Here is a 26135-nt window from a genome sequence, read left to right on the forward strand (position 1 = left end):
AAGCCAGTGCTTTTCTGATTCTCTATTAAAAACTATGGAGGCGACATGAGCTCGACGACCGTCCGCACACTCAGCGGGAAGCGGATTGCGATCACCGGAGCCGGCCGCGGCATCGGGCGCGCGACCGCGGAGGAACTGCACCGCCGCGGGGCCCTTGTCGCCATCGGCGACATCGACACCGACGCCGCCAAGGACGCCGCCTCCTCCATCGGCTCCGACGTCACCGCGCACCACATCGACGTCACCGACAGCGAGTCCTTCGCGAGCTTCCTCGCCGACGCGAAGCAGGCGATGGGCGGTCTCGACGTGCTCATCAACAACGCAGGCGTGATGCCGATCGGGCACTTCCTCGACATCCCCGAGTCGACCGTGCGCCGGGCCGCCGAGATCAACCTGCTCGGCCCCACCCTGGGCATGCGCGCCGCCCTGCCCGACATGATCGCGAACGGCTCCGGCCACATCGTCAACGTCGCCTCGGTCGCCGGCAAGGCTGCCGTGCCCGGTGGTCTCTACTACTGCTCGCACAAGGCCGGCATCATCGCCCTCACCGAGGGCGCGCGCCTCGAGTTCGGCAGCCAGGGCATCGACTTCACCTGCGTGATGCCGTCGTTCACCAACACCGACCTGGTCGCCGGCACCAAGGGCACCAAGTTCCTCAAGAACGTCGAGCCCGAGGACGTCGCGAAGGGCATCGCCAACGCGATCGAGAAGAAGCACCTCGACGTCTACCTGCCGAAGTCGCTGCGCCAGATCACCTTCACGCAGGCCCTGACCGGGCGTCGGGTCCGCGACTTCCTCAACCGGCGTCTCGGTGCCTACAACACCTTCCTGGACATCGACCAGGGCGGGCGTGCGGCCTACAACGAGCGGATCAGCAAGAGCTGACCGTGTTGCCGCACGAGATCGCCACGGCGGCGCTGTACGACGCCGCCCGGCCGGACGCCGTACGGCGCCAGCACGGGCGGGGCAAGCGCACCGCCCGTGAGCGGATCGACCTGCTCGTCGACAGCGGGACCTTCCGCGAGATCGGCGGTCTGGCCCGGCCCGAGGAGCCCGGTCCCGACGGGCAGCCCATCCTGGCCGACGCGATCATCATCGGCACCGCCCGGATCGACGACCGGCCCGTCGTGGTCATCGCCACCGACCACACGGTGGCCGGAGGCAGCAACGGCCTGATCGGCAACGAGAAGCAGCGGCGCGCGCTGGAGATCGCGGCCACTCGCGGGCATCCGGTCGTGATGCTGTTCGACGGCGGCGGCCACCGGATCCACGAGGGGCTCGACGCCCGCGACTTCGCCGGCGGCTTCGACATCCAGCAGGCACAGACCCGGCTCAGCGGCTGGGTGCCGATGGTGGCCGCCATCCTCGGGCCGGGCTACGGCCAACCCACCATCGCTGCCTCGCTCTGCGACTACGTCGTCGCGGTGCGCGGCATCGCCTCGCTGGGCATGGCACCTCCTGCACTGGTGCGTGCTGCCACCGGAGAGTCGACGGACGCGGAGGCGCTCAACGGCCCCGACGCGCAGGCGTCGTACGGCACGATCGACGCGGCCGTCGACACCGAGGAGGAGGCGCTCGACGCACTGCGCTGGTACCTCGACCTGCTCCCCTCAAACGCCGAGGCCGAGCTCCCCCGGGAGGTCCCGGCACTCCCCCGCGCCGACGCCGCGCGCGGGCTGGACGACGCCGTACCCGCGAACCTTCGGGTCGGCTACGACATGGCCGAGGTGATCGCCGGGATCGTCGACGACGACAGCGTCGTCGAGCTGAAGTCGTCGTTCGCACCCAACCTGCTCACCGTCCTCGGTCGCATCGAAGGGCGGCCGATCGGCATCATCGCCAACCAACCGCTGTCGAAGGCAGGCATGCTCGATGCCGCGGCCGCCGACAAGGCTGCCCGCCTGGTGTCGTTGTGCGACGCCTTCGGCCTGCCTGTCCTGGTCCTGATGGACCTGCCCGGCATGGCCGTCGGAGCCGAGGCCGAGCAGTCCGGCCTGGCCCGGTCCAGCGCTCGGCTGTCACTGGAGCTCGGGTCGGCCACGGTCCCGACCTTCACGGTCGTCGTCCGCAAGGGGTACGGCGGGGGCTACGTGATGATGTCGGGCGGCCGCACCTTCCATCCCGAGCTGGTGGTCGCCTGGCCGCACGCCGAGACCGCGGTCATGGCCGTGGAGACCGCTGTCGAGCTCGTCTTCCAGCGGGAGCTGGCCGCGGCGACCGATTCGGCCGTACGTCGGACGGAGCTGATCGATCACCACCGCGGTCAGCTCGGTGCGGTCCGCGGCGCCGAGGGCTTCGGGTACGACGCCGTGATCCGGCCGAGCGAGACGAGGGCCTGGCTCGCCGACCTGCTCCCGGTGCTCCCGCGTCACCGGCTGATGGACACCTTCACTCCACGTCGCCACGGGGTCGCGCCGCTGTAACGGTGTCCCGACGATCAAGGGCATCCAGCCAGCGCCGGGCTCCCATCCGCTCGTAGATCCCGCGGGCGTGGGCGAGCAGGTCGGTCGCCTCGGCGCCGCGGCCCTGCCCCTCGAGCCAGGTGCCGTGGTCGACGCAGGTGTGCGCCTCGAACAGGGTGGAGCCCCAGGTCCGCATCCCGCTGAGCGCGTCGTTGTACTTCCGCTCGATCTCGTCGACCGGCATCGACCCGTGCGCACCGATGGCCGCCTCCAGGCGAGCGCGCTGAGCAGTGATCCCCACCGGGTACGGGACCTTGCGGCGGTCGACGTACGACAGCAGCTCGGCGAGCGCGGCCGGCTCGCGCTCCTCGAGAGCGATCTCGGAAGCGAACAGCCACACCGGCCAGGAGTCCAGGATGCTCGCCGTGGCCCCGTCACCGAGCCGGGCCGCGTCGAGCGCGTGTGACGTGCTCTCGGGATCCCCGGACACAGCCGCGTCGAGCGCCCGGCCCAGGGCGTACGCGGACTGCCACGACGCGTCGTCCACGGCTTCCGGGTCCTCGCCGAACAGCTCCACGACCGAGGTGAGGTCCTCACGCCGGGCGAGCCTCATCGACCGCCCGCGGACGTCGGACCACAGGCCCGTGAGCCGGACCACGTCCTCCAGCGAGGTCAGCTCGAGCGCCTCGTCCCACTCCCCCGCGAGCTGGAGAGCAAGGGCGAGGTTGATCTGGACGTAGGTCAGCACGTCCGGCTCACCGAGCTCGGTCGACGCGGTCACCGCCTCCCGACCGCAGCGGATCGCAGCGGCGACGTCCTGGAAGCCGAGCAGGTCGGCGCGGTTGAGCAGGGCGATGCAGCGGGGCCGGAGGGCACGGTGCTCGTTCGCGACGGCAGCCGCCTGCTGGAAGAGGACCGACGCGACGTACGGCATCGTGCTCGACGTGGCGATCGCAACGCTGTTCAGGCAGTCGGCGATCACCGGTGGGTCGCCGATGAGCTCGGCGAAGGCGACGCTCTGCCAGGAGAGGCGGGAGCACGCCTCGCTGTCGCCGGAGGCGAGGGCGAGGGCGAACCTCGCCTTGAGCAGGGAGATCCGGGCCCGCAGGGTCCCCGGTTCGTCGGGGATCCGGTCCAGCAGCTCGTCGATGACCGTCGCAGCCCGGCTGTAGTCCGCACTGTCCCCGTAGGCGATGGCGCGCGCCAGGTCCTCGGCCGGACCCGCGGCCGCCACCACGTCCCCGATCGCGTCGAAGCCCTTGAGCGCCTCGGTGGCGTGCTCGATCGCCCCGTCGTGGTCGCCGGCCAGGCGCAGCTGGCGGGACAGCTTGCTCTGGATCGTCAGTCGACGCTGGGGCCCGGACCGGGCGAGCGCCTTGGCCAGGTGGCCCGCCGCCTCCCGCGGCGCACCGAGTGCGGCAGCCCGGTCGGCCGCTCGCTCCAGCTGGTCGGAGGCGGCCTGTGTCAGGTCTGGTACGTCGGCGTCGGCCGGCACCGCGTCGATGGCGTCCAGGTAGTGCTGGGCGATGATCGGGGCGAGCTCGTAGGCGTCGTCGCGCAGGGCCAGCTCGGCCTCCAGGGACCTGGCCACGGTCAGGTGGGTCGACTTCCGCTCGCGTCGCGACAGGGTCGCGTACGCCACCTGTCGTACCGCGCCCTGGACGAACCGGTAGTGGCCGTTGTCGGCGCTCAGCCGGTCGGTCTCACGGCGGATGACCTCGCGCCGGACCAGCCCGGCGATCGCCTGGCCCAGGTCGGCGACGTCCGTGCAGAGCGCGGCGATGCCGTCACCGGTGAAGACCAGTCCGAGGACGCTGGCCCGGTCGACGACCCGGCGTTCGGCTTCCGGAAGCGTGTCCAGCCGCGCCGCGATCAGGGCCTGCAGGCTGGCCGGCGCCGTCAGGGCGGTCAGGTCGACGCCGTCCGGGTCCACCAGCTCCAGGCGCCCCGCGCGCGACACCAGAAGGTCCTGGTCGATGAGCGAACGGACGGTCTCGATCGCGTAGAGGGGGATGCCCTCGGCGCGAGCGACGAGCTCGGCGCGGATCGACTCCGGGACGCCGGTGACCAGGCCGTCCAGCAACGCGGTCATCTCGGGCGCCGTCAACGGCTCCAGGTGGACGACCGTGATCCGGCGGTTGCCGATCAGGGCCGGGTGCTGGGCCAGCAGCTCGGGTCGAGCGAGCGCCAGCACGAAGACCGGGAAGTCGGCCGCAGCCAGCAGGTGCTCGAGGAACGCCAGCAGGCCGTCGTCGGCGTACTGCGCGTCGTCGATGACCAGAGCGATCGGCTGCGGCCGGTCGGCCTGCCACAGTCCGACGTACTTGAAGAACGCCGTCCAGGCGACGAACAGGTCCTCGCGGGGAAAGACGGCGCCCGCATCGAGCCCGAGCAGCACCGCGAGGCGCGGCTCCAGCCACTCCCGCTCGGCCGGGTCGGGCACGCCTGCGGCCAGCCCGCGCTGCAGCAGCTGCCTGCTGTCCCCTGCCGCGTCATCCGCACCGACAGCACCTGCGAGGACCGACAGCCGCCCGCGCACGGCCTCGGCGAGTGCGTAGTACGCGACGCCCTCCCCGTAGGAGAGGCAGCGACCGCGGTGCCAGAGCACGTTGGCCTCGAAGCCGTCGACGTACTTCTCGAACTCCCAGCCCAACCGCGTCTTGCCGATGCCGGGCTCGCCGTCGACGATGAGCATGCCCGGGCGCAGGGTCTCCTGGACCCGGTGGAAGAACTCCTTCACCAGGCGCAGCTCGCCGTCGCGGCCGACCAGCGGAGCCTCCAGCCCGTCGTCGCGCCGGTCACCGCCGACCCCGGCGATCACCGCGCGCACCCGCCACAGGGACACAGGCTCGGCCTTGCCCTTCATCGCGTGCGAACCGGCGTCCACGTAGGCGACCGACGAGGACGAGAAGTTGCGCGTGGTCTCGTCGACCCAGACCTCGCCCGGTGCAGCGGCGGCCTGGATCCGTGCCGCCGTGTTGACCGGATCGCCCGCAACCATGCCCTGACCGGTCGCGCCGACGGTGACGGCCACCTCGGCGGTGGTGATGCCGACCCGCATCGACAGACCCGGCATCCCGATCCGGTCGCCCAGGGCGGCGACCCGCTCGACGATCTCGAGGCCGGCGCGCACCGCCCGTTCGGCGTCGTCCTCACGCGTGACCGGCAGGCCCCAGACCGCCATCACGGCGTCGCCGATGAACTTCTCCAGCTCGCCGCCGTACCGACTGATCACTGCCCGGCACTCGTCGAAGTACGCCGTGAGCAGCTCCCGGACCTCTTCGGCATCCCGGCTCTCCGACAACGTGGTGAACCCGACGAGGTCACCGAAGAGGACGCTGACGATCTTCCGGGACGCACCCTGCGACTTCGCAACGTGCACGGGGGCAGCCGGAGCGCTTCCCGCTCGTGGAGCTGCGCAGCTCGGGCAGAACCTGGCTCCGGGAGGGAGGTCACTGCCACAGGACGCGCACGCCGCATCCTCGGCCAGGGGGCTGGCGCAGGCGAAACAGAAGCTGGCGGTGTCGGCGTGGCCAGCCGTGCCACATGCTGCGCAGGTCCTCATCGGGACTGCCTCCCCATCGGGTGTCTCCGGCAAGACGATGACCGGGCCAGCATGCCGCACCCTCGCCCGCCGCGCGGACGTTCGCGCGATCCGGCCCTGTCCCCTGCCACCAATGCTCAGTTGCCCGTGCCGGAGGCGTTCACCACCAGCGTGGTCTCGGGACTGCCCGCGGGCAGGTCGCGATAGGTTCCAGCGGCATCGGGCGACCGGTAGATCCCGATCCTGAAGGTGCCGGTGCGTGCACCGACACCCCACGGAGCGAACCTGGTCGTGATCGTGCACTTCCCACCAGGAGCGACCGTCAGGTACGTGTTTCCGTAGCTGCTCGAGTAGGCGCAGTCAGTGCCGTTGAGTGTGACGCCGACGACCTGGAACGGACTCTCCGACGGGCCGGTCGGCACATAGCTGACCGCGGTCGTGGCGGTGTTGGTGACCGTCAGCGTGAGGACCTTCTCCGTGCCGGCCTTGACGTAGCCGAAGGACAGCGAGGTCGGCGACACGGTCGCCCCGAGCGCCTTGCCGCTGCCCGACACGCTCATCGACGCGGACGTCAACGCCGGGCCCTCCACGAACAGGCCCTCCCCCGGGGTGTGCCCGGTCACCGTGACGGTGCCGTTGAACGAGCCGACGGCAGTCGGGTGGAAGCGCACCGACATCGTGCATGCCTCTCCGGGCGCAATGGTCCGGATGCGGTAGTACGTCGGGGGGCCGGGCGCGGCACAGCCGTTGTCGTCGCCGCCGTCGCCATCGCTGTCGGTGACGGAGTAGTTCGGTACGCCGGTGACGCTGATGTCGAACTGGAGTGGGATCTGCGAGGTGTTGGTCACCGTCACCGACCGGGAACGGGACGTGTCGACCGTCAATGCACCGAACGCGTAAGAGATCGGACTCACTGTCATCGTCGGCTTGATCCCGGTGCCCGAGACCGCGATCGACCTGGTGGCGCGCTTGGTGCCGGTGGGGCCGGCGTAGTTGCCGCTGCGGTAGACGTCCACCACCACCGAGCCGCTCTTGGCTCCGGTCGCAGTGGGCTTGAAGCTGACCTGGGCCGTGCAGCTGCCGCCGGGCGGGACGTAGACGGGTGTCGGGAAGTCACCCGCCGCGAAGCAGGTCCCCATCGACAGCGAGTACGGCGCGGTGGCCGTCCCCGGCCAGTACTGGACAGAGACGTTCGAGGTGTTGGTCAGTACCACGGGGACGGTCTTGGTCCCAGTGACCGTCACGTTGCCAAAGGCGATCGAGGTGGGGCTGGCTGTCAGCGTCACCACCCCGCCGGTCCCGGACACGGCGAGCGTCTTCGACGCCTGCACCGAACCGCTGTTCCCGTGGGTGTCGACGATCACCTGTGCCGACTGGGAGCCGAGTGCCTGGGGGAAGAAGCCGACGAGGAAGGTGCAGCTCGTCCCAGCCGGGATCGAGCGAGGGTGGGACTGCCCGTAGGGCTGGGACTCCTCACAGTCGGGGACGCCCGACGAGCTGCCCCCGGGACTCACGAAGAAAGCCGATCCGGCGCTCGCCATCCGGGGCTCGTACGACACGAAGGTGGTGGAGGTGTTGGTGACCTTCACCGGCAGGAACTTCATGCCCTCGACGGTCACGGTGCCGAAGGCGAGCGAGGTGGGGGCCAAGGTCGACGTCGGCGCGATGCCCGTGCCGGTGACCGGCAGCGATCTCGAGCTGACCCTGATCCCGGCCGGGCCGCCGTTCACCGTGGGGCTGGCCGGGGTGTACGCACCCACGACAAGAGTGGCCTTGTGCGCGCCCACGGTTTCGGGGAAGAAGGTGACCTGCATCCGGCAGGTCCCCGCGGGCTCGATCGTGATCGGATAGGTCTGGCCCAACCCGTTCGGGATCGTCTGCACGCAGCTGTCGCCGTAGAGCGAGAAGTAACCGCTGCCCGCGGAGTCCGGCCAGAACTGCAGGGGGTTCTTGGACGTGTTCTTCACCGTCACATCGAGCGTCTTGTAGCCACCCTGCGTGATCTGTCCGAACGCCAGGGACGTGGGGGTGAGGGTGAAGAGAGGCGTGGTCCCCGAACCGGAGAGTGCGACCGTCTTGGTCACCTCCGCAGGTCCCGGGTCACCGATCTCGCCCGTCCTGCCGGACTGCACCCGCGCCATCGACAGCGTCGCCGTTCCCGTGCGGGAGCCAGTCGCCGTGGGGCGGAAGGCGACCTCGAGGTCGCAGGACCCACCGACCGGCACCACCTGGTAGACGAGGGTCTCGCCGGAGGGGTGGACACACGCGTCGCTGCCGAGCGAGAAGTACGGAGACGGGCCGAACTCGACCGCGCCCGAGTAGGAAGGCGACACCGTGATCGGCACGGTCGCGGTGTTGGTCACCTTCGCCGTCAGGTACTTGGCTGCGCCGCTCTCGATGTAGCCGAACGCCAGGGACGCCGGCGAGACGGTGGAGGTGATCTTCGCACCGCTGCCGCTCACCCCGAAGCTGTGGACCAGCGGGGTACCGGTGGTCGAGTACGTCGACCACGTGTTCGGGGATCCCGTCGCGGGCAGCGCGGACACGGTGATCGTGCCACTGAACGGGCCGAGCGCCGTGGGCGTGAACGCCACCGTGACCGTGCAGGTCCCGCCCGGAGCGACGTTCAGACCGGAGTTCGGGCCCGTCAGGCAGGACCCGGCGCCCGGCGTGACGTTGGTCAGCGCGAAGCCGCTCCCACTGATGGTCGCCTTGAACTGCAGGTTGGTCGTGCCGCTGTTCTTGATCACGGCGGCCTTGGTGATGGTCGAGTTCACCGTGGCGTTCGGGAACGACATCGGGGTCGGTGTGATCGTGTGGGCCGCCGCGGCCGAGGCCGGCAGGGCCATGGCGGCCAGCATCAAGCCGATCAGCGAGACCAAGGAGACCAGGGAGAGGAGTCGAAATCGCATGCGTCCGCCTTGTTCGGGCCCTCCCGCCTGCATGCTGACACCCGTCGCGTCCGAACGAAAGACCCGGACGGGCTATCGCTTTCGGGGACGCACCCTGCTCACCGCCTCGCTCAGAGCCCCGCCCGATTCGCCTCGGGGAGCTGCGGGAACGGCACCTTGTCGATGCCGAGCGTGCCAGTGGCCGCGAGCGGACGGACCTGCAGGAACACTCCGACGCGATGGGTCTTCGCCTTCAGCGCGTGCTTGAGCGCACTGGCGTGGCCACCCGGCTTGTAGGCGAAGTCCTGGGCGAGTGCGTAGGTCTTCCAGAGGCTGATCGAGGTGTGCTCGTACGGCAGCTGCGAGGAGATGTCGACGCTGCCGCGGTGCCCCGGGTGGTGAGCTGCGCGGCTGGCGGCGTGCACGTTGTTGCGCACGAAGTCGATCAGGTCACCCCGCCGGAGGATGCCGTGGACGATCGCCACCATCGGCTCGTCGTTGGCCAGCGGCTCCGCGCCTTCGGCGCGCGGCTCCCAGCCGTGCCAGTCGTTGCGCTCGGACTCGGAGTCGATCCTGACGCGCACGATCTCGCCGTCCATGCTGAAGCGTCCAGGTCCGTCGATCGCGTGTCGGAGCGGACCTGCGAAGGCAGCCTCCGCCGCGTCGGCGGACTCCCACGCAGCGACCAGGGTGCAACCGCCCGGCAACACTCCGGGCGGCACCCGGTGCGTCCCGTTGTTCGAGTGGTTCACCGTGGCACTGCGGAGGCCGTCGATGCCACCGTCCACGACGCGCCTGAGGTTCCGTCGCCACCTGATCCGTCCGCCGGGCGGGCGGTCGAAGGTGTCGACGGTGACGAAGTCCGGCCCAGTCATCGAGCGGCCAGGAACGAGAGGATCTCGGGCACGAACTCGCGGTGGTGCTGGAAGACGCCGCCGTGGCCCGAGTTCGGGTAGACGATCAGCTTGGCGTCGGGCAGCCGGCGGGCCATGTCGGCGGAGTGCTCGCTGGCCACCATCAGGTCGTGGTCCCCGTTGGCGACCAGCACCGGCACCTTGATCGCAGACAGGTCGTCGGGAGCGTGCAGGCCGCCGGTGGTGATGGCCCGCAGCTGTGCGATGGCCGCCTGCCGCGACACCGGCGTGCTGTGGTCACCCGTGCGTTCGGCCAGACGGGCGAAGTACTCCTTCGCGGCCTTCTTTCCCTCCGCGTTGCGCGGGAAGAACAGGAAGTGGCGCGGGTCCTTGCGGGTCGCGAACGCCTTGGCGTAGGCACCGCCCACGATGAACGGCATCTTCCAGATGCCGCCACCGCCACGCGGCCCCGTGCCGGCGAGCACCATCCGGCGGACCAGACCGGGCTCCTGCAGCGCGACCATCTGCGCGACGGCTCCACCGAGCGAGAAGCCGAAGAGGTCGACCTCGTCGTACCCGAGAGCTCTGATGAACGCGATGGCGTCGGCGCCCATCTCCTCGAGGTCGTTGGGGACACGGGAGCCGGTCGAGCCGACGCCGCGGTTGTCGAAGGCGATGACGTGGTGCTGCGCGGCGACACCGTCGAGGATCCGCGGGTCCCAGTCGTCGAGGACGGCGGTGAAGTGGTGGAGGAAGACCACCGGTACGCCGCCGGGTGTGCCCAGCTCGCGGTAGGCGAACGACGTTCCGTCGATCGTGACGGTCTTGGTCGGGGTGTCGCGCCAGGTGGTCATGACTTCTTCTTTCGTGAAGGTGCAGCACGGACAGCTGCGGGGACGGCTTCGGGAACTGCGGAGGGACGGGCGTCCAGGCGGGCGAGGACGTCGAGGATCCGACGGTCGCCCGCGAACCGGGCATCGAGACTGGGCCCGAGGACGCCACGCAGGGCGGAGACGGGTCGCCACACCCGCGGGTGGATGACGCGTGCGGACCGGCTCTCGAGACCGTCGACGATGGCGGTCGCGGCAGATGCCGGAGTGACGCGCTTGAGCATCGGCTTCGGGAGCGTCGAGAGCAGCTCGAGGACGACGTCGTCCGCGTCGACGCCGTGCCTGATCATGTCGGTGTCGACCAGCGAGAAGTACGCAGTCAGCACCGAGACGCCGTGGTCGGCGAGCTCGAGCCGAAGCCCTCGGCCGAGCTGCTCGACGGCCGCCTTGCTCATGGCGTACGGGATCGTGCCCATGCCGTTGATGAACGCGAACACCGAGCTGATCAGGACGACCTGGCCCTGGTTGCGGATCACCTCGTCCATCCCGGCGGCCACCGTGTTGACGACGCCCGTGACGTTGACCGCGAGCGTGGCCTCGACATCGGCAGTGGGCGTGTTGCGCAGGGTCGCCGCCTTCGCCAGCAGGCCGGCGTTGGCCATCACGACGTCGAGCCGGCCGAAGCGCTCCACCGCCTGGGCCACGACGGCGTCGAGCGAGGACCGGTCACGTACGTCGGCGACACAGCCGAGGACCCGGTCGGCATCGACGGCAGCCGAACGTGTCGGCGTCGTGGGGTCGATGTCGGCGACCACGAGCCGAGCGCCCCGGCGCAGCAGCTCCCGCCCGGTGGCAGCACCGATGCCGCCGTTGCCGCCGGTGATCAGCACGACCTTGTCGGTCAGGTCGTACGACGCCCGGCTCATGCCGTGCCGCGCTTCGGCCGGAAGGACACGCGACCGTTGCGGCGGACCATCGCGACCGCGGTCGCCAACGGACCACGGTCCAGGTCCGGTTCGAGGCCGCGTGCGAGCCGGTGCAGCTGGTCGACGTTCCAGCTGATGTTCAGGAACCCGTCGAGCGCCTTCAGGTCGGTGAGGCGGCCGAGGACCCCGCGCAGGCCCGCCTGGATCTCGTGGGTCGTCAACGTGTCGGCGCGTCCGTCGAGGAGGCGCGCGGCGGAGTCGGTGGCGGTGACCGTGGGACGGGCGATGCCGACCAGGTCGCAGTCACCAACCGTGACGGCCTCCTCCATCGCCGTGCGGGAGCGGAACCCGCCCGTGACGGCGATCGGCACCGAGCCGGCCTGGGCCCGCACCGACTGGGCGTACTCGAGGAAGTAGGCCTCGCGCGCCCGGGTCGCGGGTGCGGCGGAGCCGCCCATGGCGGGCGACTCGTAGTTGCCGCCGGAGACCTCGATCAGGTCGACGGCCTCTGCCGCCAGTGCTGCCACGACGGCTCGCGAGTCCTCCTCGGTGAAGCCGCCGCGCTGGAAGTCGGCCGAGTTCAGCTTCACGGCCACCGCGAAGCCCGGGCTCACCCGCTGCCGGACGCGCCGCACGACCTCGATCAGGAACCGCATCCGCCGCTCCGGGGTGCCGCCCCACTCGTCGGTGCGCAGGTTCGTCAGGGGCGAGAGGAACTGGGTGACCAGGTAGCCGTGGGCCGCGTGCAGCTGGACGCCGTCGAAGCCGGCCTCTTCACAGACCGCGGCAGCAGTCGCGAACCGGTCGATGATCTCCTCGATCTCGGGTCCCGTGAGCTCGCGGGGCGTCGCGGCGCCCGGCATGGCGAGGGGCACCGCGCTGGGAGCGACCGGCTTGTGACCGACCGCCAGCAGGTTGGACTGGCGTCCTGGGTGGTTGAGCTGGGCGAAGATCGCCGCGCCGCCGTCGTGGGCCGCCTTGGTCCACTCCGTGAGCTGGGTGAGCGCCCGGTCGTCGTCGATGACCACGTTGCCGGGCTCACCGAGGTGGTCGCGGTCGACCATGATGTTGCCGGTGATCAGCAGTCCGTAGCCGCCCTGGGCCCACCGGCGGTACAGCGTGACGAGGCGGTCGTCGGGCGCGTTGCCGGCATCGCCCAGCGCCTCACTGAGCGCCGCCTTCGCGATGCGGTTCGGCAGTCGCACGCCGCACGGGAGGTCAAGGGGTTCGCTGAGCGGGGACATCGGGGCTCCTGGAGGACGATTGCATTACGTTCATCATATTATGATCGTAATGCATTGCCGGTGCAACCCTTCTCGCCAGTGACCTCAGCCACCGAGACCGCGAGGGACGCGGTTCAGCGGAAGAAGGTGCCGGCGTTCTCGATGCCTCGCTCGAGGACCTCGAGCGACAGGTCGCCGTCAGTGAGCGCACGCGACAGCTGGAGGCTGCCCACGAGGAGCGTGAAGAGTCCGATCGCCCGACCCCGCGCGCCCGACGGGTTCCGCGGGGACAGTCGGGCAGCGATCTCGTCGATGATCGTGGCGGCACCCGCGGTGTAGCCCTCGCGAGCCGCATCGCCGCAGCGCACGATCTCGTCCAGGAGAGCAGCCGAAGGACAGCCGAGGGCAGCGTTGTCCCGGTGCTCCACCGACAGGTACTCGCGGATGAACTGCTCCAGCCCCGCCTTGCCTGCCGGCAACGCACTGATCGCGTCTGCCTGGGCACGCACCTCGTCGGTGACGATCGTCGCGACGAGGTCGTCCTTGGACTCGAAGTGCGCATAGAACGCACCGTTGGTCAGGCCGACATCGGCCATCAAGGTGGCGATGCCGGAGCCGTCGACCCCGCTCTGCTTGAAGCGGCGGCTCGCCGACTCGACGATGCGTTGCCGCGTCGCCTCCTTGTGCTCCTTGCCGTACCGCGCCATCGCTCCCCCTCGGTCCTCGTTGCGTCCAGCGTAGTCGATTACCTGCCGTGTGTAATATTACGACTGTCATCCAACAGTCCTGGGCAGGTTGTCGCCACGCGGCCGAACCAGAGGGCCCCGTCAGCCAGGTCAGCGCAGGAACGCCAGCACGTCCGCCACGAACCGGTCGTGGTGCTGGAAGACTCCCCCGTGCCCGGCGTCGGGGTAGATGCGCAGCGTCGCGTTCGGCAGCGCGTGGGCGAGGTCGAAGGAGCTGCGGGTCGGCAGCATCCGGTCGTCCTCACCGTTCGCGACGAGCACGGGATGCTCGATCGCCGCCAGGTCCATGGGCTCGCGCGCACCCCAGCGGCGCACGGCCGCGATCTGCGCGGCCACGCCGCGCGGCGTCGTACCACGGACGCGGTCCTCGGTGCGCTCCCCCAGCCTGCGCATGTAGTCGGCCGCAGCCGCCCTCCCGTTGGGGGTGCGCGTGAAGAACAGCAGAGGCTTGGGGTTCCGCAGTGTGACGAGCCCGTGCAACAGGTCGCTCACCATCCGGGCGTTGGACTCACCCACGCCATCACCACCCGCGGGTCCGGTGCCGGCGAGGACCAGGCGACGGACCAGGTCCGGCGCCCGCTCCACGACCACCTGGGCGACGAAGCCGCCCAGGGAGAAGCCCATCAGGTCGACGGGTCCCAGGTCGAGGGCGCGGATGAACGCGATCGCGTCGTCCGCCATCGCCTCCACCGAGGTGGGCGCCTTGCCTGTTGACCCGCCGATGCCCCGGTTGTCGAAGGTGATCACCCTGCGCTCGGCGGCAAGGCCGTCGATGACCCGCGGATCCCAGTCGTCGATGACCGCAGTGAAGTGGTGGAGGAACACGACCGGGGTGCCCGACAGGGGCCCGAAGTCGCGATACGCGAACTGCGTGCCGGCCGCTTCGATCCGTCGAGTCGGCGCCTCGCCCGCCGTGCGTCCCTGCCGAGTCCCGATCATGGCGTCTCGTCGACGGTGATCACGATCTTGCCGTTGGCCTTGCCCTGCTCGACGTAGGCCATCGCGTCCAGGGTCCGGTCGAACTCGAAGGTCCGATCGAGCACCGGCTTCAGCACCCCGCTGTCGTACAACGCGGCCAGGGTCGCGAGCTGCGCACCGTCGGCGCGCATGAAGAAGAACGAGTAGCGCACGCCGAGCTTCTTCGCCCGCGCCCGCACCTTGCGGCCCAGCACAGCCATGACCGGCTTGAGCAGGGGCTGACCCAGCTGCCCGGCGAAGTCGGGGTCGGGCGGTCCGACCACGCTGATCGCGAGCCCACCCGGCTTGAGCACCGTGAGTGACTTGGTCAGGTTCTCGCCCCCGAGCGAGTCGAGGACGACGTCGTACCCGGAGAGAACCTCGGCGAAGTCCGCGGTCAGGTAGTCGATCACCTCGTCGGCACCGAGCGCGCGCAGGCGGTCCGCCTCGTCACCGCGCGCCGTCGTGGCGACGTACGCACCGAGGTGGCGGGCGACCTGGATGACCGTCGAACCGAGGCCACCGGCCCCGGCGTGGACGAGGACCTTCTGGCCGGGCTGCACCTGCGCGACATCGACGAGTGCCTGCCACGCCGCGAGAGCCACGAGCGGTACGGCTGCCGCCTCCTCCATGGTGAGGCTGGTCGGCTTGAGGGCGACGTCGTCCTGGTCGACGGCGATGGCTTCCGCGAACGTGCCGATCCGCAGGTCGCGGGGGCGCGCGTAGACCTCGTCGCCCACCTTGAACGAGCGGACGTCTGCACCGACGCGTGCGACCACGCCAGCCACGTCGTGACCGAGCACGAACGGGGTCTTGTACTTCAGCAGCTGCTTGAACTCACCGTTGCGGACCATCTTGTCCAGCGGGTTGATGCTCGCGGCGCGCACCCGGACCAGCACGTCGCCCGGGCCCATCGTTGGTTCGGGTACGTCGACGGCGCGGAGCCCGTCCTTGCCGTACTTCTCGACGACGAATGCCTTCATGTCAGCCAACCTTCTGTGCAGGGTTCTCGGAGGTTTCAAGGGGTCCGGTGGACGCGGCGGTGGCACGGAGCACGGGCTTCGCGATCTTGCCCACCGCATTGCGGGGCAGCGCGTCGAGCACGTGGAACGCCACCGGTCGCTTGTAGCCGGACAGCTCGGCGGCGCAGTGCTGCTTGAGCAGGTCGGTGTCGACTGCGTGCCCGGGCGCCACTTCGACGTACGCGACGACCACCTCGCCCCAGACCGGGTCGGGCACTCCAATGACGGCCGCTTCGAGCACGCTCGGGTGCGCTGCCAGCACGTCCTCGATCTCCTTCGGGTAGATGTTCTCGCCACCCCGGATGATCATGTCCTTCGACCGGCCGACGAGGGTGAGGTAACCGTCCGCGTCGAGCTGGCCGACGTCGCCGGTGTGCAGCCAGCCGTCGACGATCACCTTCGCCGTCTCGTCGGGACGACCGAGGTAGCCGCGCATCACGTTCGCGCCGCGGACGGCGACCTCGCCGGCGGTCCCCGCTGGCACCTCGGCGCCGCGGGCGTCGAGGATGCGTACCTCCTGGCCCGGGAAGGGCAGCCCGACGGTGCCCACGCGACGGGGTCCGTCGACCGGGTTGATCGTCGACCCGCACGTCGCCTCGGAGAGGCCGTAGCCCTCGATCAGCGGGAACCCGAAGCGGTCCTCGAACCGCTCCAGGAGCTCCGCCGACGCGGGCGCGGCGCCGCAGACCGCGAACCGCACCGACGAGGTGTCCGGTCGTTCGTCCGCGGGTCGTGCGGCCAGGATCGCGTAGATCGTCGGCACCGCACTGAAGTACGTCGGCCGCTCGGTCTCGACGAGGTCGAAGAAGGTGTGCGGCTTGAACCGGCTCGCGATGACCACGCTCGCGCCGGTGGCGAGCGGCAGCAGCACGCTGACCACGATGCCGTTGACGTGGAACAACGGAAGGATCAGCAGGCAGCGGTCCTCCGGGCCCACCCCGAGGCCCTGCCGGCCCATCTCCACCATGGCCCGGAGGTTGGCGTGGTCGAGCATCACGCCCTTCGGCACACCGGTGGTCCCGCTCGTGTAGATGAGCAGCGCCAGCGCGGCGTCGTCCAGGTCCGCGGTCGCGTGGACAGCGTGACGCGGCGTCCGCCGCAGGTCGCCGACGGCCAGGACCTGGATCGACGCAGAGGCCGGGTCGTCGTCCTCGACGACGAGGAGGCGGGCCTGCGCGTCATCGACCTGCCGCGCGACCTCACCCTCGGTCAGGCCGGGGTTCACCGGCGTGACCGTCGCACCCAGTCGCCAGGCGGCGAAGAGGAGCACGACGAACTCGATCCGGTTGGTCAGCTTCAGCGCGACGACGTCGGCCGGCCCGACCCCGAGGTCGCGCAGGTGCTCGGCCGCTGCCGCGACCTGGTGCAGCAGGTCCGCGTTGGTGAGGGTCCGTGACGCGTCGGAGAGCGCGCGGCCGTTCGGGTCGCGGCGGGCCCGATCGTCGGGGACGGAAGCGAGGTGCATCGCGATCACGCCTTCTCGAAGTGGCGAGTGAGGAACTCGACCTGGTCGGCGACGACTTCCTCGAACGCGGCGCCCAGGTAGATGTCGAAGTGCCCGGCGTCGTACTCCTTGATCTCGCCGCGCGGTGCGGTCTTCGCGTAGGCGAGGGTCTGCGCGGCCGGCGTCACGGTGTCGTGGTTCGTGATGCAGAAGAGGATCGGTGGGGCCACGCGGCGCGCGGCCTTCCCGGGGCGGTAGCGCGTGATGGTCGGGGCAACTCGTGCAGCGACCTCGTTGACGAAGGTGCCGCCAGACGGGACCAGCGCCTGGTAGCCCTGGAGCGCGTCCGGGGCATTCATCAGCGCCCGTTCGCCCGGTGCGGCCGCCAGCGGGATCATCACGGGTGCCCGGCCAGTGGCGGCCGCCGCCACGTCGCGGGCGACCAGCGGAAGGACCTTCAGCGTCCCGCGGGCACCGAGTGCCTTCGCGGACGCGAGCCCGTCGGTGAACGGGCACTGCGCGACAGCGGCGCTGAGCTCCGGGTGCCGCGACGCCACGGTGATGGCGTGGCCGCCACCGAACGAGCTGCCCCACACCGCGACCCGCGTCCGGTCGACGTCCGTCCTGGTCTGCACGTGGGCCAGCGCTGCATCCCAGTCGGCGAGCTGGCGCTTGATCGACAGCAGCTGCCGCGGGCTGCCCTCGCTGTCACCGAAGTGCCGGTAGGTGAAGGACAGGGCGGCGATCCCTGCCTGGGCGAAGCGTTCGCCGTACGCGTCCAGACGCATGTCGCGGGTCGCGCCCAGGCCGTGGCCCAGGACCACGACGGGCGGCGAGGTGACGCCGTCGGGCAGGTGGAGCCAGGCGGCGCAGTCGTCGCCGTCGGAGGCGAACCGGACGTCGTGGCGAGTGAAGGTGTGCGCGCTCATCGGGCCACCTCCCGCGCGATGCTGGGGACCGAGCCGGCGACCAGGGCCTCCTCGAAGGTGTCGCCGGTGTAGAGCGGCAGCTCGCCGGTGGCCTCGGTGTCGGCCATGTACTGCAGCATCAGGCGCTGCCCTTCCTTCGAGAGTGCCTGCCTGAGGAACTCGGTGCGCTCGACGTGCAGCCCGTCCTCCAGCGACATCGAGCCGCCGAGGTAGACCGAGCGCTTGATCGCGGCGACCGACTCCCTTGTCCGGGACCCGAAGTGCGCGGCGAGCTCGAGCGCCCGCTCCAGCACGTCCTCCTGCGGTACGACGTCGTCGACCGCGCCGAGTTCCAGCGCCTCCGCCGGCGTGAAGGGCTTGCCCTCCAGGATCGCGACGAGCGAGCGGTGGGTGCCGATCAGCCGGGTCAGCCGCTGGGTTCCGCCGCCGCCCGGCATGATGCCGAGCAGCACCTCGGGCTGGCCGATGAAGAAGTCGCCGTCGGCCATCACCCGCAGGTCGTTGGCCCACGCGAACTCCGCACCCAGGCCGAGCGCCGAACCGTTGAGCGCAGCGATGAAGATGGCGCCGCTGCGGTTCATCTTGAGGAACGTCTGGTGCAGGCTCTCGAGCTCGACCGCCGGCCACAGCGGCGTGTTGCGCAGTGCCGGGGCCAGCGCGGCGCTGGCCTTGTTGACGCCGTACGCCGTGCGGGCGAGGGCGGAGGCCCCGCGTCGGCCGACAGCGGGGACGGCCGCGCCGCCCTCCTGGAGCCAGCGGACCTCGGCATGGCTGACGAACCGGTCGGGATGCTTCCCGGTGAAGACCACCGCGCGGATGTCGGGATCGGCGTCGACCCGGTCGACCAGCCTCTCCAGCTCCGCGGCGATGTCCGGCCCGAACACCTGGCGCGGCCCGCCGTCGATGCGTACGACGACCACTGCTCCGCGCTCCTCGATGTCGAGGTGACCCGCTTCCTTCTCCGCCATGACGCCTGCTTTCCTCGTTGCGTTCCGCTAGAATAACGAAGTTATCGGGACACGACAAGGGTGACCTGCCCCACGAGTGAAAGCATCGGGCGCATGGCAGTGGAAGAGATCGCGGGCAGCGTGCCCGAGCGACTGGTGGCGGCCGCGGTGACGCTGCTCGCCGAGGAGGGGCCCTCGGCCATCAAGGTGCGCTCGGTGGCCGCGGCGTGCGGGTTGTCGACGATGGTCGTCTACAGCCACTTCGGCGGCGTGCCCGAGCTCGTCGGCGCAGTGGCCGACCACGGTTTCGGCGAGCTCGAGCGCGGGTTCGCGGAGATCCCCGTGACCGAGGACCCGGTGACGGACCTGTTCGCGATGGGCATCCGGTGCCGCCGGACGGCGCAGGCGAACCCGCACCTCTACGACCTGATGTTCGGCCTCTCCACCCGGGCGACCTACCGACCCGCGGCGGGTGCCGGTGCCCGCCTGAGCGGGCACTCGCCGGCCTTCAAGGCCGGCTATGCGCACGTCATCGACGCCTGCGCCCGCTTGGTCGCGTCGGGGCGCATCTCCCCCGCCGAGCCCGAGGTCCTCGCGGCGTCGCTGTGGAGCTACGTGCACGGCTTCATCAGCCTCGAGCTGGCCGACCACTTCGTCGAGTTCGAGGACCCGCTGACGCAGGTCCTGGTGCCGATGGGCGTGACCTTCTGCGTCGGTCTGGGCGACACACCCGATCGTGCGCTGGCGTCACACCTGGCGGCGTTGAGCCGCTAGCACCAGGGCTGGACAGTGGAATGATCAGCTGGTGGCCGCCAACGAGCACGTCGAGCTGGGTCGTGCCGCGCTGCGCGTCGGGGATGCGACCAGCGCACGGACGGAGTTCGAGCGCGGCGAGCTCACGCCCGAGGTGCTCGAGGGTCTGGCTGCGGCTTCCTATGTGCTGTCGGAGTATCCACGGGCGATCGCGGAGTTCGAGCGTGCGTACGCCGGCTACCGCGTCCAGGGCGACGGCGCCGGATCGGCACGCGTGGCGCGGACGTTGGGCTACATGTACGGCACGACCGCCGGCGACTGGGCGGTGGCCAACGGCTGGATCGCGCGAGCAAAGACACTGCTGGGCCAACTGCCGCAGTCCAGTGAACGGGGTTGGGTGGCCCTGACCGAGGGCATGTTCGCCGAGTCCCGTGCGACGAAGGACACGGCTTTCCACACAGCCATCGAGATCGGGCGCGAGACCGACGATCCGCACCTCACGTTCGCGACCATGTCCTACCTCGGCGCCAGCCTCGTCCACGGCGACCGTACGGAGGAAGGGATGGTGTTGCTCGACGAAGCGCTCGCGGCCGTGGCAGGCGGCGAGGTCGAGGACTTCATCGTCATCGAGGAGATCTTCTGCCAGCTGTTCTCCGCGTGCGAGCACGCCCAGGACGTGCACCGGGCCGAGCAGTGGATCCGGGTCGGCGAGCAGATCGCGGCGCGGCGCGGACTGCCCGCTGTGAGCGCCTACTGCCACACCCACTACGGCGGCATCCTGACCGCCGCAGGCAGATGGCCCGAGGCGGACGTGGCGCTCACCGAGGCGGTGCGGCTGTGGGCCCTGGGCAAGCGCTCGCTCAAGGCCGGCGCACTGATCCGACTGGCCGACCTCAGGATCAAGCAGGGCCGGTACGACGAGGCAGCAAGCCTGCTCGAGGACCAGACCGACGGCGAGGCCATACTGCCCCGCACCGCACTGCACCTCGCCCGCGGCGAGTCGACGATCGCCCTGGACCTGCTCGAACGCGCTGCCCGGAAGGCAGACCCGGGTAGCAGCGCGTGCATCCCGTTGCTGGCGCAGCTCGTCGAGGCGCAGCTGGCCTGCGGCGAGGACCCGCAACAGACGATCGCCGACCTCGCCGCCTGCGCGGAAGCGCATCCGACGCCGTACGCGACCGCCCTGGTCGCACTCGCCCGTGGCCACGCCGAGCACGACGACCCTCGGGCGTGGCTCCGCGATGCGCTGGACGGCTTCACACGGACCCAGCTGCCCTTCGAGATGTCCTTGTGTCGCCTCGACCTTGCCAGGGCCTGCACCCGTGACAGTCCCGAGGTCGCGGTGGCCGAGGCGCGCGCCGCGCTGGCCGTCTTCGTCAAGCTCGAAGCCGCACGACACGTCGACGCCGCTTCCGCAGTGCTGCGAGCACTCGGCCAGAAGGTCCCTCCACCACGGTCCTCCGGCCAGGTGCTCACCAGGCGCGAGGCCGACGTGCTCCGCCTGCTGGGGGAAGGACTCTCCAACCCCGAGATCGCCGAGCGACTGTTCATCAGCCGCAAGACCGTGGAACACCACGTCGGCAACCTGCTGCTCAAGCTCGGGCTCCGCAACCGCGCCGAGGCCACCGCCTACGCCGTACGGCACGAACCAGCCGGCAACTAGGGGAGTTCCCCGATACCTGTCCGTCCTCGGCCAGCGACTGTTGCGTGGAGGCGCCATTCCGCGCCTCCACAACCGCACCGAGGAGAAGACCATGACCTACGACGCCATCGTCATCGGAGCCCGCGCCGCCGGTTCGCCGACGGCCATGCTGCTTGCCCGCAAGGGCTACCGCGTGCTCGCCGTCGACCGCGCGACGTTCCCGAGCGACACCCTGTCGACGCATGTCATCCACGCTCCGGGCGTGGCCGCGCTCAAGCGGTGGGGACTGCTCGACGCGCTGCTCGAATCGGGCTGCCCCGCGATGACCAGGTACCGGTTGGACTTCGGGCCGGTCGTCATCAGCGGAACGAGCGAACCCGTCGAGGGCACGACGACGGCCTACGCCCCACGTCGGACCGTGCTCGACGCAGTCCTCGTGGCCGGTGCACGTGCGGCGGGCGTCGAGGTCCGCGAGGACCACAACGTCGATGAGCTCCTCATCGAGGACGGCAGAGTCGTCGGGATTCGCAGCGGCCAGCGCGAGGACCGCGCCCGGATCGTGATCGGCGCCGACGGCCGCAACAGCCACGTCGCCAAGGCGGTCCACGCCGTGGACTACAACACCAAGCCGCGCCTGCAGTACTCCTACTACGCCTACTTCAGCGGGCTTCCGACCGACCAGTTCGAGATCTTCATCCGACCCGACCGGGGTTTCGCGTGCGCACCGACCAACGACGGCCAGACCATGATCGTCGCCGGCTGGCCGTACGCCGAGGCGCAGGCCTACAAGGCCGACGTCGAGGGCAACTTCCTCAAGACCCTTCAGATGGCGCCGGAGTTCGCGGAGCGCGTGGCGACGGCGAAGCGGGAATCACCATTCCTCGGCGGATCAGTGCCGAGCTGGTTCCGCCAGCCGTACGGCGACGGCTGGGCACTGGTCGGGGATGCCGGGTACAACAAGGACCCGATCACCGGGCAGGGCATCACCGACGCCTTCCTCGACGCCGAGCGATGCACCGACGCGATCCATCGCTGGCTCGGCGAGGGCGAGGATTTCGACGAAGCCATGGGCGCCTGGCACCACGAGCGCGACACCAAGGACCTGCCGATCTACGAATTCACCGCGCAGCTCGCCACCCTCGAGCTGCCGCCACCGGAGATGCAACAGCTCCTCGGCGCGGTTCAGGGGAACCAAGAGGCCATGGACGGCTTCGTCAGCGTCATCTCAGGAGCGGTGTCGCCCGCCGACTACTTCTCCGAGGAGAACGTCGGCAGGATCTTCGCCGCGTCGGCAGCCGCTGCCGGGCCGGCTCTGGCAGGGAGCGACCGATGAGCATCAGCGCCGCACCACGGTGAACCCGACCCGCACCGGTCAAGGGCGTCCGGTCCGGTCCAGCCGTTCGAACCCGCTGCGGTGGAACACGAGCGGTCCCTGCTCCGTGCCCAGCCCGACGTGGTCGACGGTGTGGAGCTCGAGCAGGATCAGGACGTGGTCGCCCGCGTCGACCTCGCGATAGACGGTGCAGTCGAACCGGACGAGTCCGTCGTCCAGGGTGACGGCCCCCGCCTCGCTCGTGCTGTGGGCGACACCGACGAACCGCTCGTCGACAGGACCGGCGAGCTGGCGACACACGGCGGCGTGGTGGTCGGCGAGCACCGTGACGCCGAGCCGCGGTGCCCGGCGCAGGTCCGGCCAGGTCTTCGACGCCACGGCGAGGTTCACCGAGACCAGCGGCGGGTCGAGGCTCACCGACGTGAAGGAGCTGGCGGCAAGCCCGATCGGCCGCCCGTCGATCTCGGCAGCGACGGCAACCACGCCGCTCGGGAAGAACCCGAAGGCCTCGCGGAGCCGGTCGGGGTCGAGGTCCTGGTTGGTGGTCAGGCTGCCGGGGAGGTTGGCGGCGAGGGTGCTCAACGGGCGGCGCTCGAGACCGGCTCGCTGACGACGTCGGGCAGCTCCGGGCCGAGCTTCAACGACTCCAGGAAGAGGACGATCGTGGCAGCCACCGAACGGTGCGACGCATCGTTGAGCACGTCGTGCCGACCGCCACTGACCAGCCGCACGCGGACGTCCGGCGCGCCGCCGTACACGGCGAGGGCCTCGAGGGGCGAGGTGACCGGATCGGATGACCCGTGCAGCACGAGCACGGGCTTGCCCGGCGCAGCGACCTCGACCGAGGTCCAGGGCAGGGGCTGGTTCAACCCTCCCCGGGCGAACCCCTCGTCCTCCGCGATGACGCGACGGTGCACGGGGCACGCCGTTCGCGCCTCGATCTCCTCCTCCCACGTGTCGACGCCCGTCGATCCGGGCAGTGCGATGCCGGCCACGACGACGCCGTCCACCGGCAGCACCGGCGCGAGCAGGGCGGCGAGGGTCGCGCCGGAATCGGCACCCACGAGCACCTTCGGTGCCGGCAGCGACTCGTCGACGAGCAGCTTCTCGACCTGCACCCGTGCACTGTCGAGGTCGTCGAGGTCGACCGGAACCAGCCGCACCCGCCAGGCATCGGCGGACAGTCGACGCCCGAATCGTTCGTACGACGCGGCGGTCTCGCCGCGGCCGGGCAGCACGACCAGGGTGCCGCGGGGTGTCCCGCCGGCAGGCTCGTTCCAGGCAGTCACGGTCATCGGTCCCTCTTCTCGGTGTGGGCCCACGTGGACGTGAACCAGTGGACGGCGCCGGTGGCGGGGTCGTAGGAACGACGGGGCAGGGTGCCGATGTCCGCGCCGTAGACGTGGATGCCGACCACGGGCTCGTCGCCACCGCAGCGGACCTGGTGCACGTCGTCATCGGTGGTGCAGCACACCGTCACCTGGCCCGCGCTCCACTCGTCGGTGCCTTCTTCGACGAGGGGCAGGTCGGGCGCGGTCGGCTTCTCGAAGCGGGTCTCCACCTCGACGCCGCGGAAGATCCCGACGACGCCCCAGGTCTCGTGTCCGTGCACGGGGGTGCCCTGGCCGACATTCCAGACCGCGCTGGCGATGGAGAAGGAACCGTCGGCCGCGACGTGGAGCGGGTACATCACGTAGCGCTCGGGGTCCGGTGCGGTCACCTCTGCCGACAGCTCGAAGCCTGCGGCGAGGGTCGCCTCGAGGTCGTCGCGCACCGCGGCGGTCAGGGCCTGCTCGTCGAGCCCCTGCGCGATCAGGTGCTCGAGCCGGTGCGCGAACGCCGCCAGCTCGGGGACCTCGGTGGCGACGGGCACGATCTGCTGCTCGTGCTGGGGGTGGGGTTGCTGCTGGGTGGTCATGCGGTCTCCTTGGTGAGGACGGGGGCGGCGTACGCCGCGATCCGGTTGCGCAGGCCGGGTACGGCGACCGAACGGGCGAGCGCCGCGAGCTCGGCGTCGGTGTCGTGGGGCGGCCGGGGTGGCGGCTCGGCGCGGAGCACGTCGGCGAGGGACGCCGGGACACCAGTGGTCAGGGCGGAGCCGAGCTCAGCCCTGCGCACGGTGCCGAGCGCGACACCGAACGCGGAGCCGGGAAAGCGCAGGGTGACCGCGGGGTCCACCAGCCGGTGGTCACAGGCGAGCACGAGGTCGGCCCCGGCCCCGACGGCGGTACCGTCCGCGACGGCCACCGTGCGGTACGGCGCCGCGATCAGCCGCTCGAGCAACAGCCCGACCCGCAGGAACCGGTGCGCGAGCGATGCGTCGGTCTCGTCGCCGAGACCGCCGAGGTCGAAGCCGGCCGCGAAGTGGCGGTCGTTGCCGCGCAGCACCAGGGCTTCGGGCCGCGCGTCCGCGGCCTCGTCGAGAACGTCGTGCAGTGCCTCGACCAGGTCGGCGGAGAGGGCGTTGGCCCGTTCCGGGCGGTCGAGGGTGACCGTCCAGACGTCACCGCGCGCGATGCGGATGCTCATCGGGCCGACCATTCGTCGTACACGTCGACGTCGGCGTCGAGGCGCGGTGCACCCCGGTCGAGCCGGGGTGTCAGGCCCTCGACCCGGACCGGGAAGACGACGGTCGGCGTGGGCCCGGCGACGGGGACGTCGACGGTGCCGACCAGGCCGGTCGCCTCGACATGCGGGTCGGCGAGGATCTCGCCGAAGGCGTTGACCGGTCCACACGGCACACCGCGCGCCCGCAGGGCGGTGATCCAGTGGTCCCGCTTCTCCTCGGCGAAGCGGGCCTGGAGCAGCGCCTCGAGGTCGTGCTGGTGGCGCACCCGGTCCACCTGGTGGAGGAAGCGCGGGTCCTCGACGAGCCCGGGAAGTCCGACCACCTCGGCGACCGCTGCCCAGAGCCGGTCGTTCCCGGCAGCGACGGTGAAGGCGGCATCGGCGGCCGCGAAACCCTGGTACGGCGCGTTGCGTGGGTGGGCCGTGCCGAGCCGGCGCGGCTCGACCCCGCTCCCCCAGTACTCGCTGGTCTGCAGCGCGGAGACGCCGAGCAGGCAGTCGAGCATCGGGCAGTCGAGCCGGGTCGACGTACCACTGTCGCGGACCTGGGGCAGCACGGCGGCGATCGTGTAGGCCGCGTAGAGACCGGCGGTGAAGTCGCCGACCGGGACGCCCGCCTTGACCGGGTCACCGTCCACTTCGCCGGTCACGCTCATCAGCCCCGACATGCCCTGGATGACGACGTCGTAGGCGCCGTGGTCGACGTACGGGCTGGTCAGCCCGTAGCCCGAGATGGAGCAGTAGACCAGGCCGCGATGGCCCTCGCGGACGGTGTCGTAGCCGAGCCCGAGCCGGTCCAGCACGCCGGGGCGGTAGTTCTCCACCACCACGTCGGCGGCGGCGACCAGCTCTCGCACGCGAGCCAGGTCGGCCGGGTCCTTGAGGTCCGCCACCACCGACCGCTTGTTGCGGTTGACCGACGCGAAGTTGTGGCTGAACCGCTCCTCGCCGCCCCTCCCGTCGTCTTCCGTGGCGAAGGGCGGCCACGCCCGCATCTGGTCCCCGCCCGGCGGCTCGACCTTGACCACGTCGGCGCCGAGGTCCGCGAGCAGCATGCCCGTGAACGGCCCGGCGGCGACGTGCGCCAGCTCGACGACCCGCACTCCTTCCAGTGGCCTCATGGC

General features: G+C 70.7%; 22 protein-coding genes and 1 pseudogene. 5 read left to right on the plus strand and 18 right to left on the minus strand.

The window, feature by feature from the left end:
- Positions 1–45: 45 nt before the first annotated feature.
- Together ASD84_RS03950 and ASD84_RS03955 are read left to right on the plus strand one after the other, a co-directional pair.
- Positions 46–885, plus strand: coding sequence for an SDR family oxidoreductase (locus ASD84_RS03950; protein WP_056706859.1), 840 nt, complete (start codon positions 46–48; stop codon positions 883–885).
- Between the two features lie 2 nt (positions 886–887).
- Positions 888–2423, plus strand: coding sequence for an acyl-CoA carboxylase subunit beta (locus tag ASD84_RS03955; protein ID WP_056706861.1), 1536 nt, complete (start codon positions 888–890; stop codon positions 2421–2423).
- Here ASD84_RS03955 and ASD84_RS03960 read toward each other — a convergent pair.
- From ASD84_RS03960 to ASD84_RS25975, 13 genes and pseudogenes are all read right to left on the minus strand, one after another.
- Positions 2389–5784, minus strand: a complete 3396-nt coding sequence (locus ASD84_RS03960; protein WP_056706863.1) for an ATP-binding protein — start codon at positions 5782–5784, stop codon at positions 2389–2391. The two genes, ASD84_RS03955 and ASD84_RS03960, sit on opposite strands and share 35 nt — an antisense overlap.
- 48 nt (positions 5785–5832) lie before the next feature.
- A pseudogene (locus ASD84_RS26155) lies at positions 5833–5967 on the minus strand (double zinc ribbon domain-containing protein); the annotation flags it as partial.
- A 116-nt stretch (positions 5968–6083) separates the two neighbouring features.
- Entirely contained in the window at positions 6084–8858 is a 2775-nt protein-coding gene (locus ASD84_RS03965) for a choice-of-anchor D domain-containing protein (protein WP_056706864.1), read from the minus strand.
- Positions 8859–8968: 110 nt separating this feature from the next.
- Positions 8969–9712: a hypothetical protein gene (locus ASD84_RS03970; protein WP_056706866.1), complete on the minus strand. Its 744-nt coding sequence runs from the start codon at positions 9710–9712 to the stop codon at positions 8969–8971.
- A complete protein-coding gene (locus ASD84_RS03975) occupies positions 9709–10545 on the minus strand; it encodes an alpha/beta fold hydrolase (RefSeq protein WP_056706868.1) in 837 nt (278 codons plus the stop codon). The genes ASD84_RS03970 and ASD84_RS03975 overlap by 4 nt, the downstream gene beginning before the upstream one ends.
- Entirely contained in the window at positions 10542–11447 is a 906-nt protein-coding gene (locus ASD84_RS03980; protein ID WP_082573140.1) for an SDR family NAD(P)-dependent oxidoreductase, read from the minus strand. Before ASD84_RS03980 ends, ASD84_RS03975 begins: the two co-directional genes overlap by 4 nt.
- Positions 11444–12691, minus strand: a complete 1248-nt coding sequence (locus tag ASD84_RS03985; RefSeq protein ID WP_056706869.1) for an NADH:flavin oxidoreductase/NADH oxidase family protein — start codon at positions 12689–12691, stop codon at positions 11444–11446. Before ASD84_RS03985 ends, ASD84_RS03980 begins: the two co-directional genes overlap by 4 nt.
- Before the next feature lie 113 nt (positions 12692–12804).
- A complete protein-coding gene (locus ASD84_RS03990) occupies positions 12805–13377 on the minus strand; it encodes a TetR/AcrR family transcriptional regulator (RefSeq protein ID WP_056706871.1) in 573 nt (190 codons plus the stop codon).
- Between the two features lie 129 nt (positions 13378–13506).
- A complete protein-coding gene (locus ASD84_RS03995; protein ID WP_056706872.1) occupies positions 13507–14355 on the minus strand; it encodes an alpha/beta fold hydrolase in 849 nt (282 codons plus the stop codon).
- On the minus strand, positions 14352–15356 hold the full coding sequence (locus tag ASD84_RS04000; protein WP_056706874.1) for an NADP-dependent oxidoreductase: 1005 nt from the start codon (positions 15354–15356) through the stop codon (positions 14352–14354). The genes ASD84_RS03995 and ASD84_RS04000 overlap by 4 nt, the downstream gene beginning before the upstream one ends.
- A gap of 1 nt (position 15357) precedes the next feature.
- On the minus strand, positions 15358–16860 hold the full coding sequence (locus ASD84_RS04005) for a class I adenylate-forming enzyme family protein (RefSeq protein WP_056710629.1): 1503 nt from the start codon (positions 16858–16860) through the stop codon (positions 15358–15360).
- A 5-nt stretch (positions 16861–16865) separates the two neighbouring features.
- Positions 16866–17768, minus strand: a complete 903-nt coding sequence (locus tag ASD84_RS04010; RefSeq protein WP_056706875.1) for an alpha/beta hydrolase — start codon at positions 17766–17768, stop codon at positions 16866–16868.
- The gene (locus ASD84_RS25975; protein WP_056706878.1) at positions 17765–18736 is read right to left on the minus strand and encodes an enoyl-CoA hydratase/isomerase family protein; all 972 of its coding nucleotides are present in this window, start codon (positions 18734–18736) and stop codon (positions 17765–17767) included. The genes ASD84_RS04010 and ASD84_RS25975 overlap by 4 nt, the downstream gene beginning before the upstream one ends.
- A 93-nt stretch (positions 18737–18829) precedes the next feature.
- On the opposite strand from ASD84_RS25975, the gene ASD84_RS04020 reads away from it, so the two are divergent.
- The 3 genes from ASD84_RS04020 (at position 18830) to ASD84_RS04030 (ending at position 22443) form a co-directional block, all read left to right on the plus strand.
- On the plus strand, positions 18830–19489 hold the full coding sequence (locus ASD84_RS04020) for a TetR/AcrR family transcriptional regulator (protein WP_056706880.1): 660 nt from the start codon (positions 18830–18832) through the stop codon (positions 19487–19489).
- 31 nt (positions 19490–19520) lie between these two features.
- Positions 19521–21131 carry a helix-turn-helix transcriptional regulator gene (locus ASD84_RS04025; protein ID WP_056706883.1) on the plus strand — a complete coding sequence of 537 codons (1611 nt, stop codon included), beginning with the start codon at positions 19521–19523 and terminating at the stop codon, positions 21129–21131.
- 91 nt (positions 21132–21222) lie between these two features.
- On the plus strand, positions 21223–22443 hold the full coding sequence (locus ASD84_RS04030) for an NAD(P)/FAD-dependent oxidoreductase (RefSeq protein WP_056706886.1): 1221 nt from the start codon (positions 21223–21225) through the stop codon (positions 22441–22443).
- Between the two features lie 39 nt (positions 22444–22482).
- Here ASD84_RS04030 and ASD84_RS04035 read toward each other — a convergent pair whose 3' ends face one another.
- Genes ASD84_RS04035 through ASD84_RS04055 form a run of 5 tightly spaced genes read right to left on the minus strand, consistent with a single transcriptional unit; the run spans position 22483 to position 26132 of the window.
- Positions 22483–23025, minus strand: coding sequence for a flavin reductase family protein (locus ASD84_RS04035; protein WP_082573141.1), 543 nt, complete (start codon positions 23023–23025; stop codon positions 22483–22485).
- The gene (locus ASD84_RS04040) at positions 23022–23738 is read right to left on the minus strand and encodes an alpha/beta hydrolase (RefSeq protein ID WP_056706887.1); all 717 of its coding nucleotides are present in this window, start codon (positions 23736–23738) and stop codon (positions 23022–23024) included. Before ASD84_RS04040 ends, ASD84_RS04035 begins: the two co-directional genes overlap by 4 nt.
- Positions 23735–24361, minus strand: a complete 627-nt coding sequence (locus ASD84_RS04045) for a cysteine dioxygenase family protein (RefSeq protein ID WP_156391559.1) — start codon at positions 24359–24361, stop codon at positions 23735–23737. The genes ASD84_RS04040 and ASD84_RS04045 overlap by 4 nt, the downstream gene beginning before the upstream one ends.
- Positions 24358–24972, minus strand: a complete 615-nt coding sequence (locus tag ASD84_RS04050; protein ID WP_162251487.1) for an enoyl-CoA hydratase/isomerase family protein — start codon at positions 24970–24972, stop codon at positions 24358–24360. Before ASD84_RS04050 ends, ASD84_RS04045 begins: the two co-directional genes overlap by 4 nt.
- Positions 24969–26132, minus strand: coding sequence for a CaiB/BaiF CoA transferase family protein (locus ASD84_RS04055; RefSeq protein WP_056706890.1), 1164 nt, complete (start codon positions 26130–26132; stop codon positions 24969–24971). Before ASD84_RS04055 ends, ASD84_RS04050 begins: the two co-directional genes overlap by 4 nt.
- Positions 26133–26135: the final 3 nt, after the last annotated feature.

The sequence above is a fragment of the Nocardioides sp. Root682 genome, from assembly GCF_001427795.1.
Classification (GTDB): domain Bacteria; phylum Actinomycetota; class Actinomycetes; order Propionibacteriales; family Nocardioidaceae; genus Nocardioides.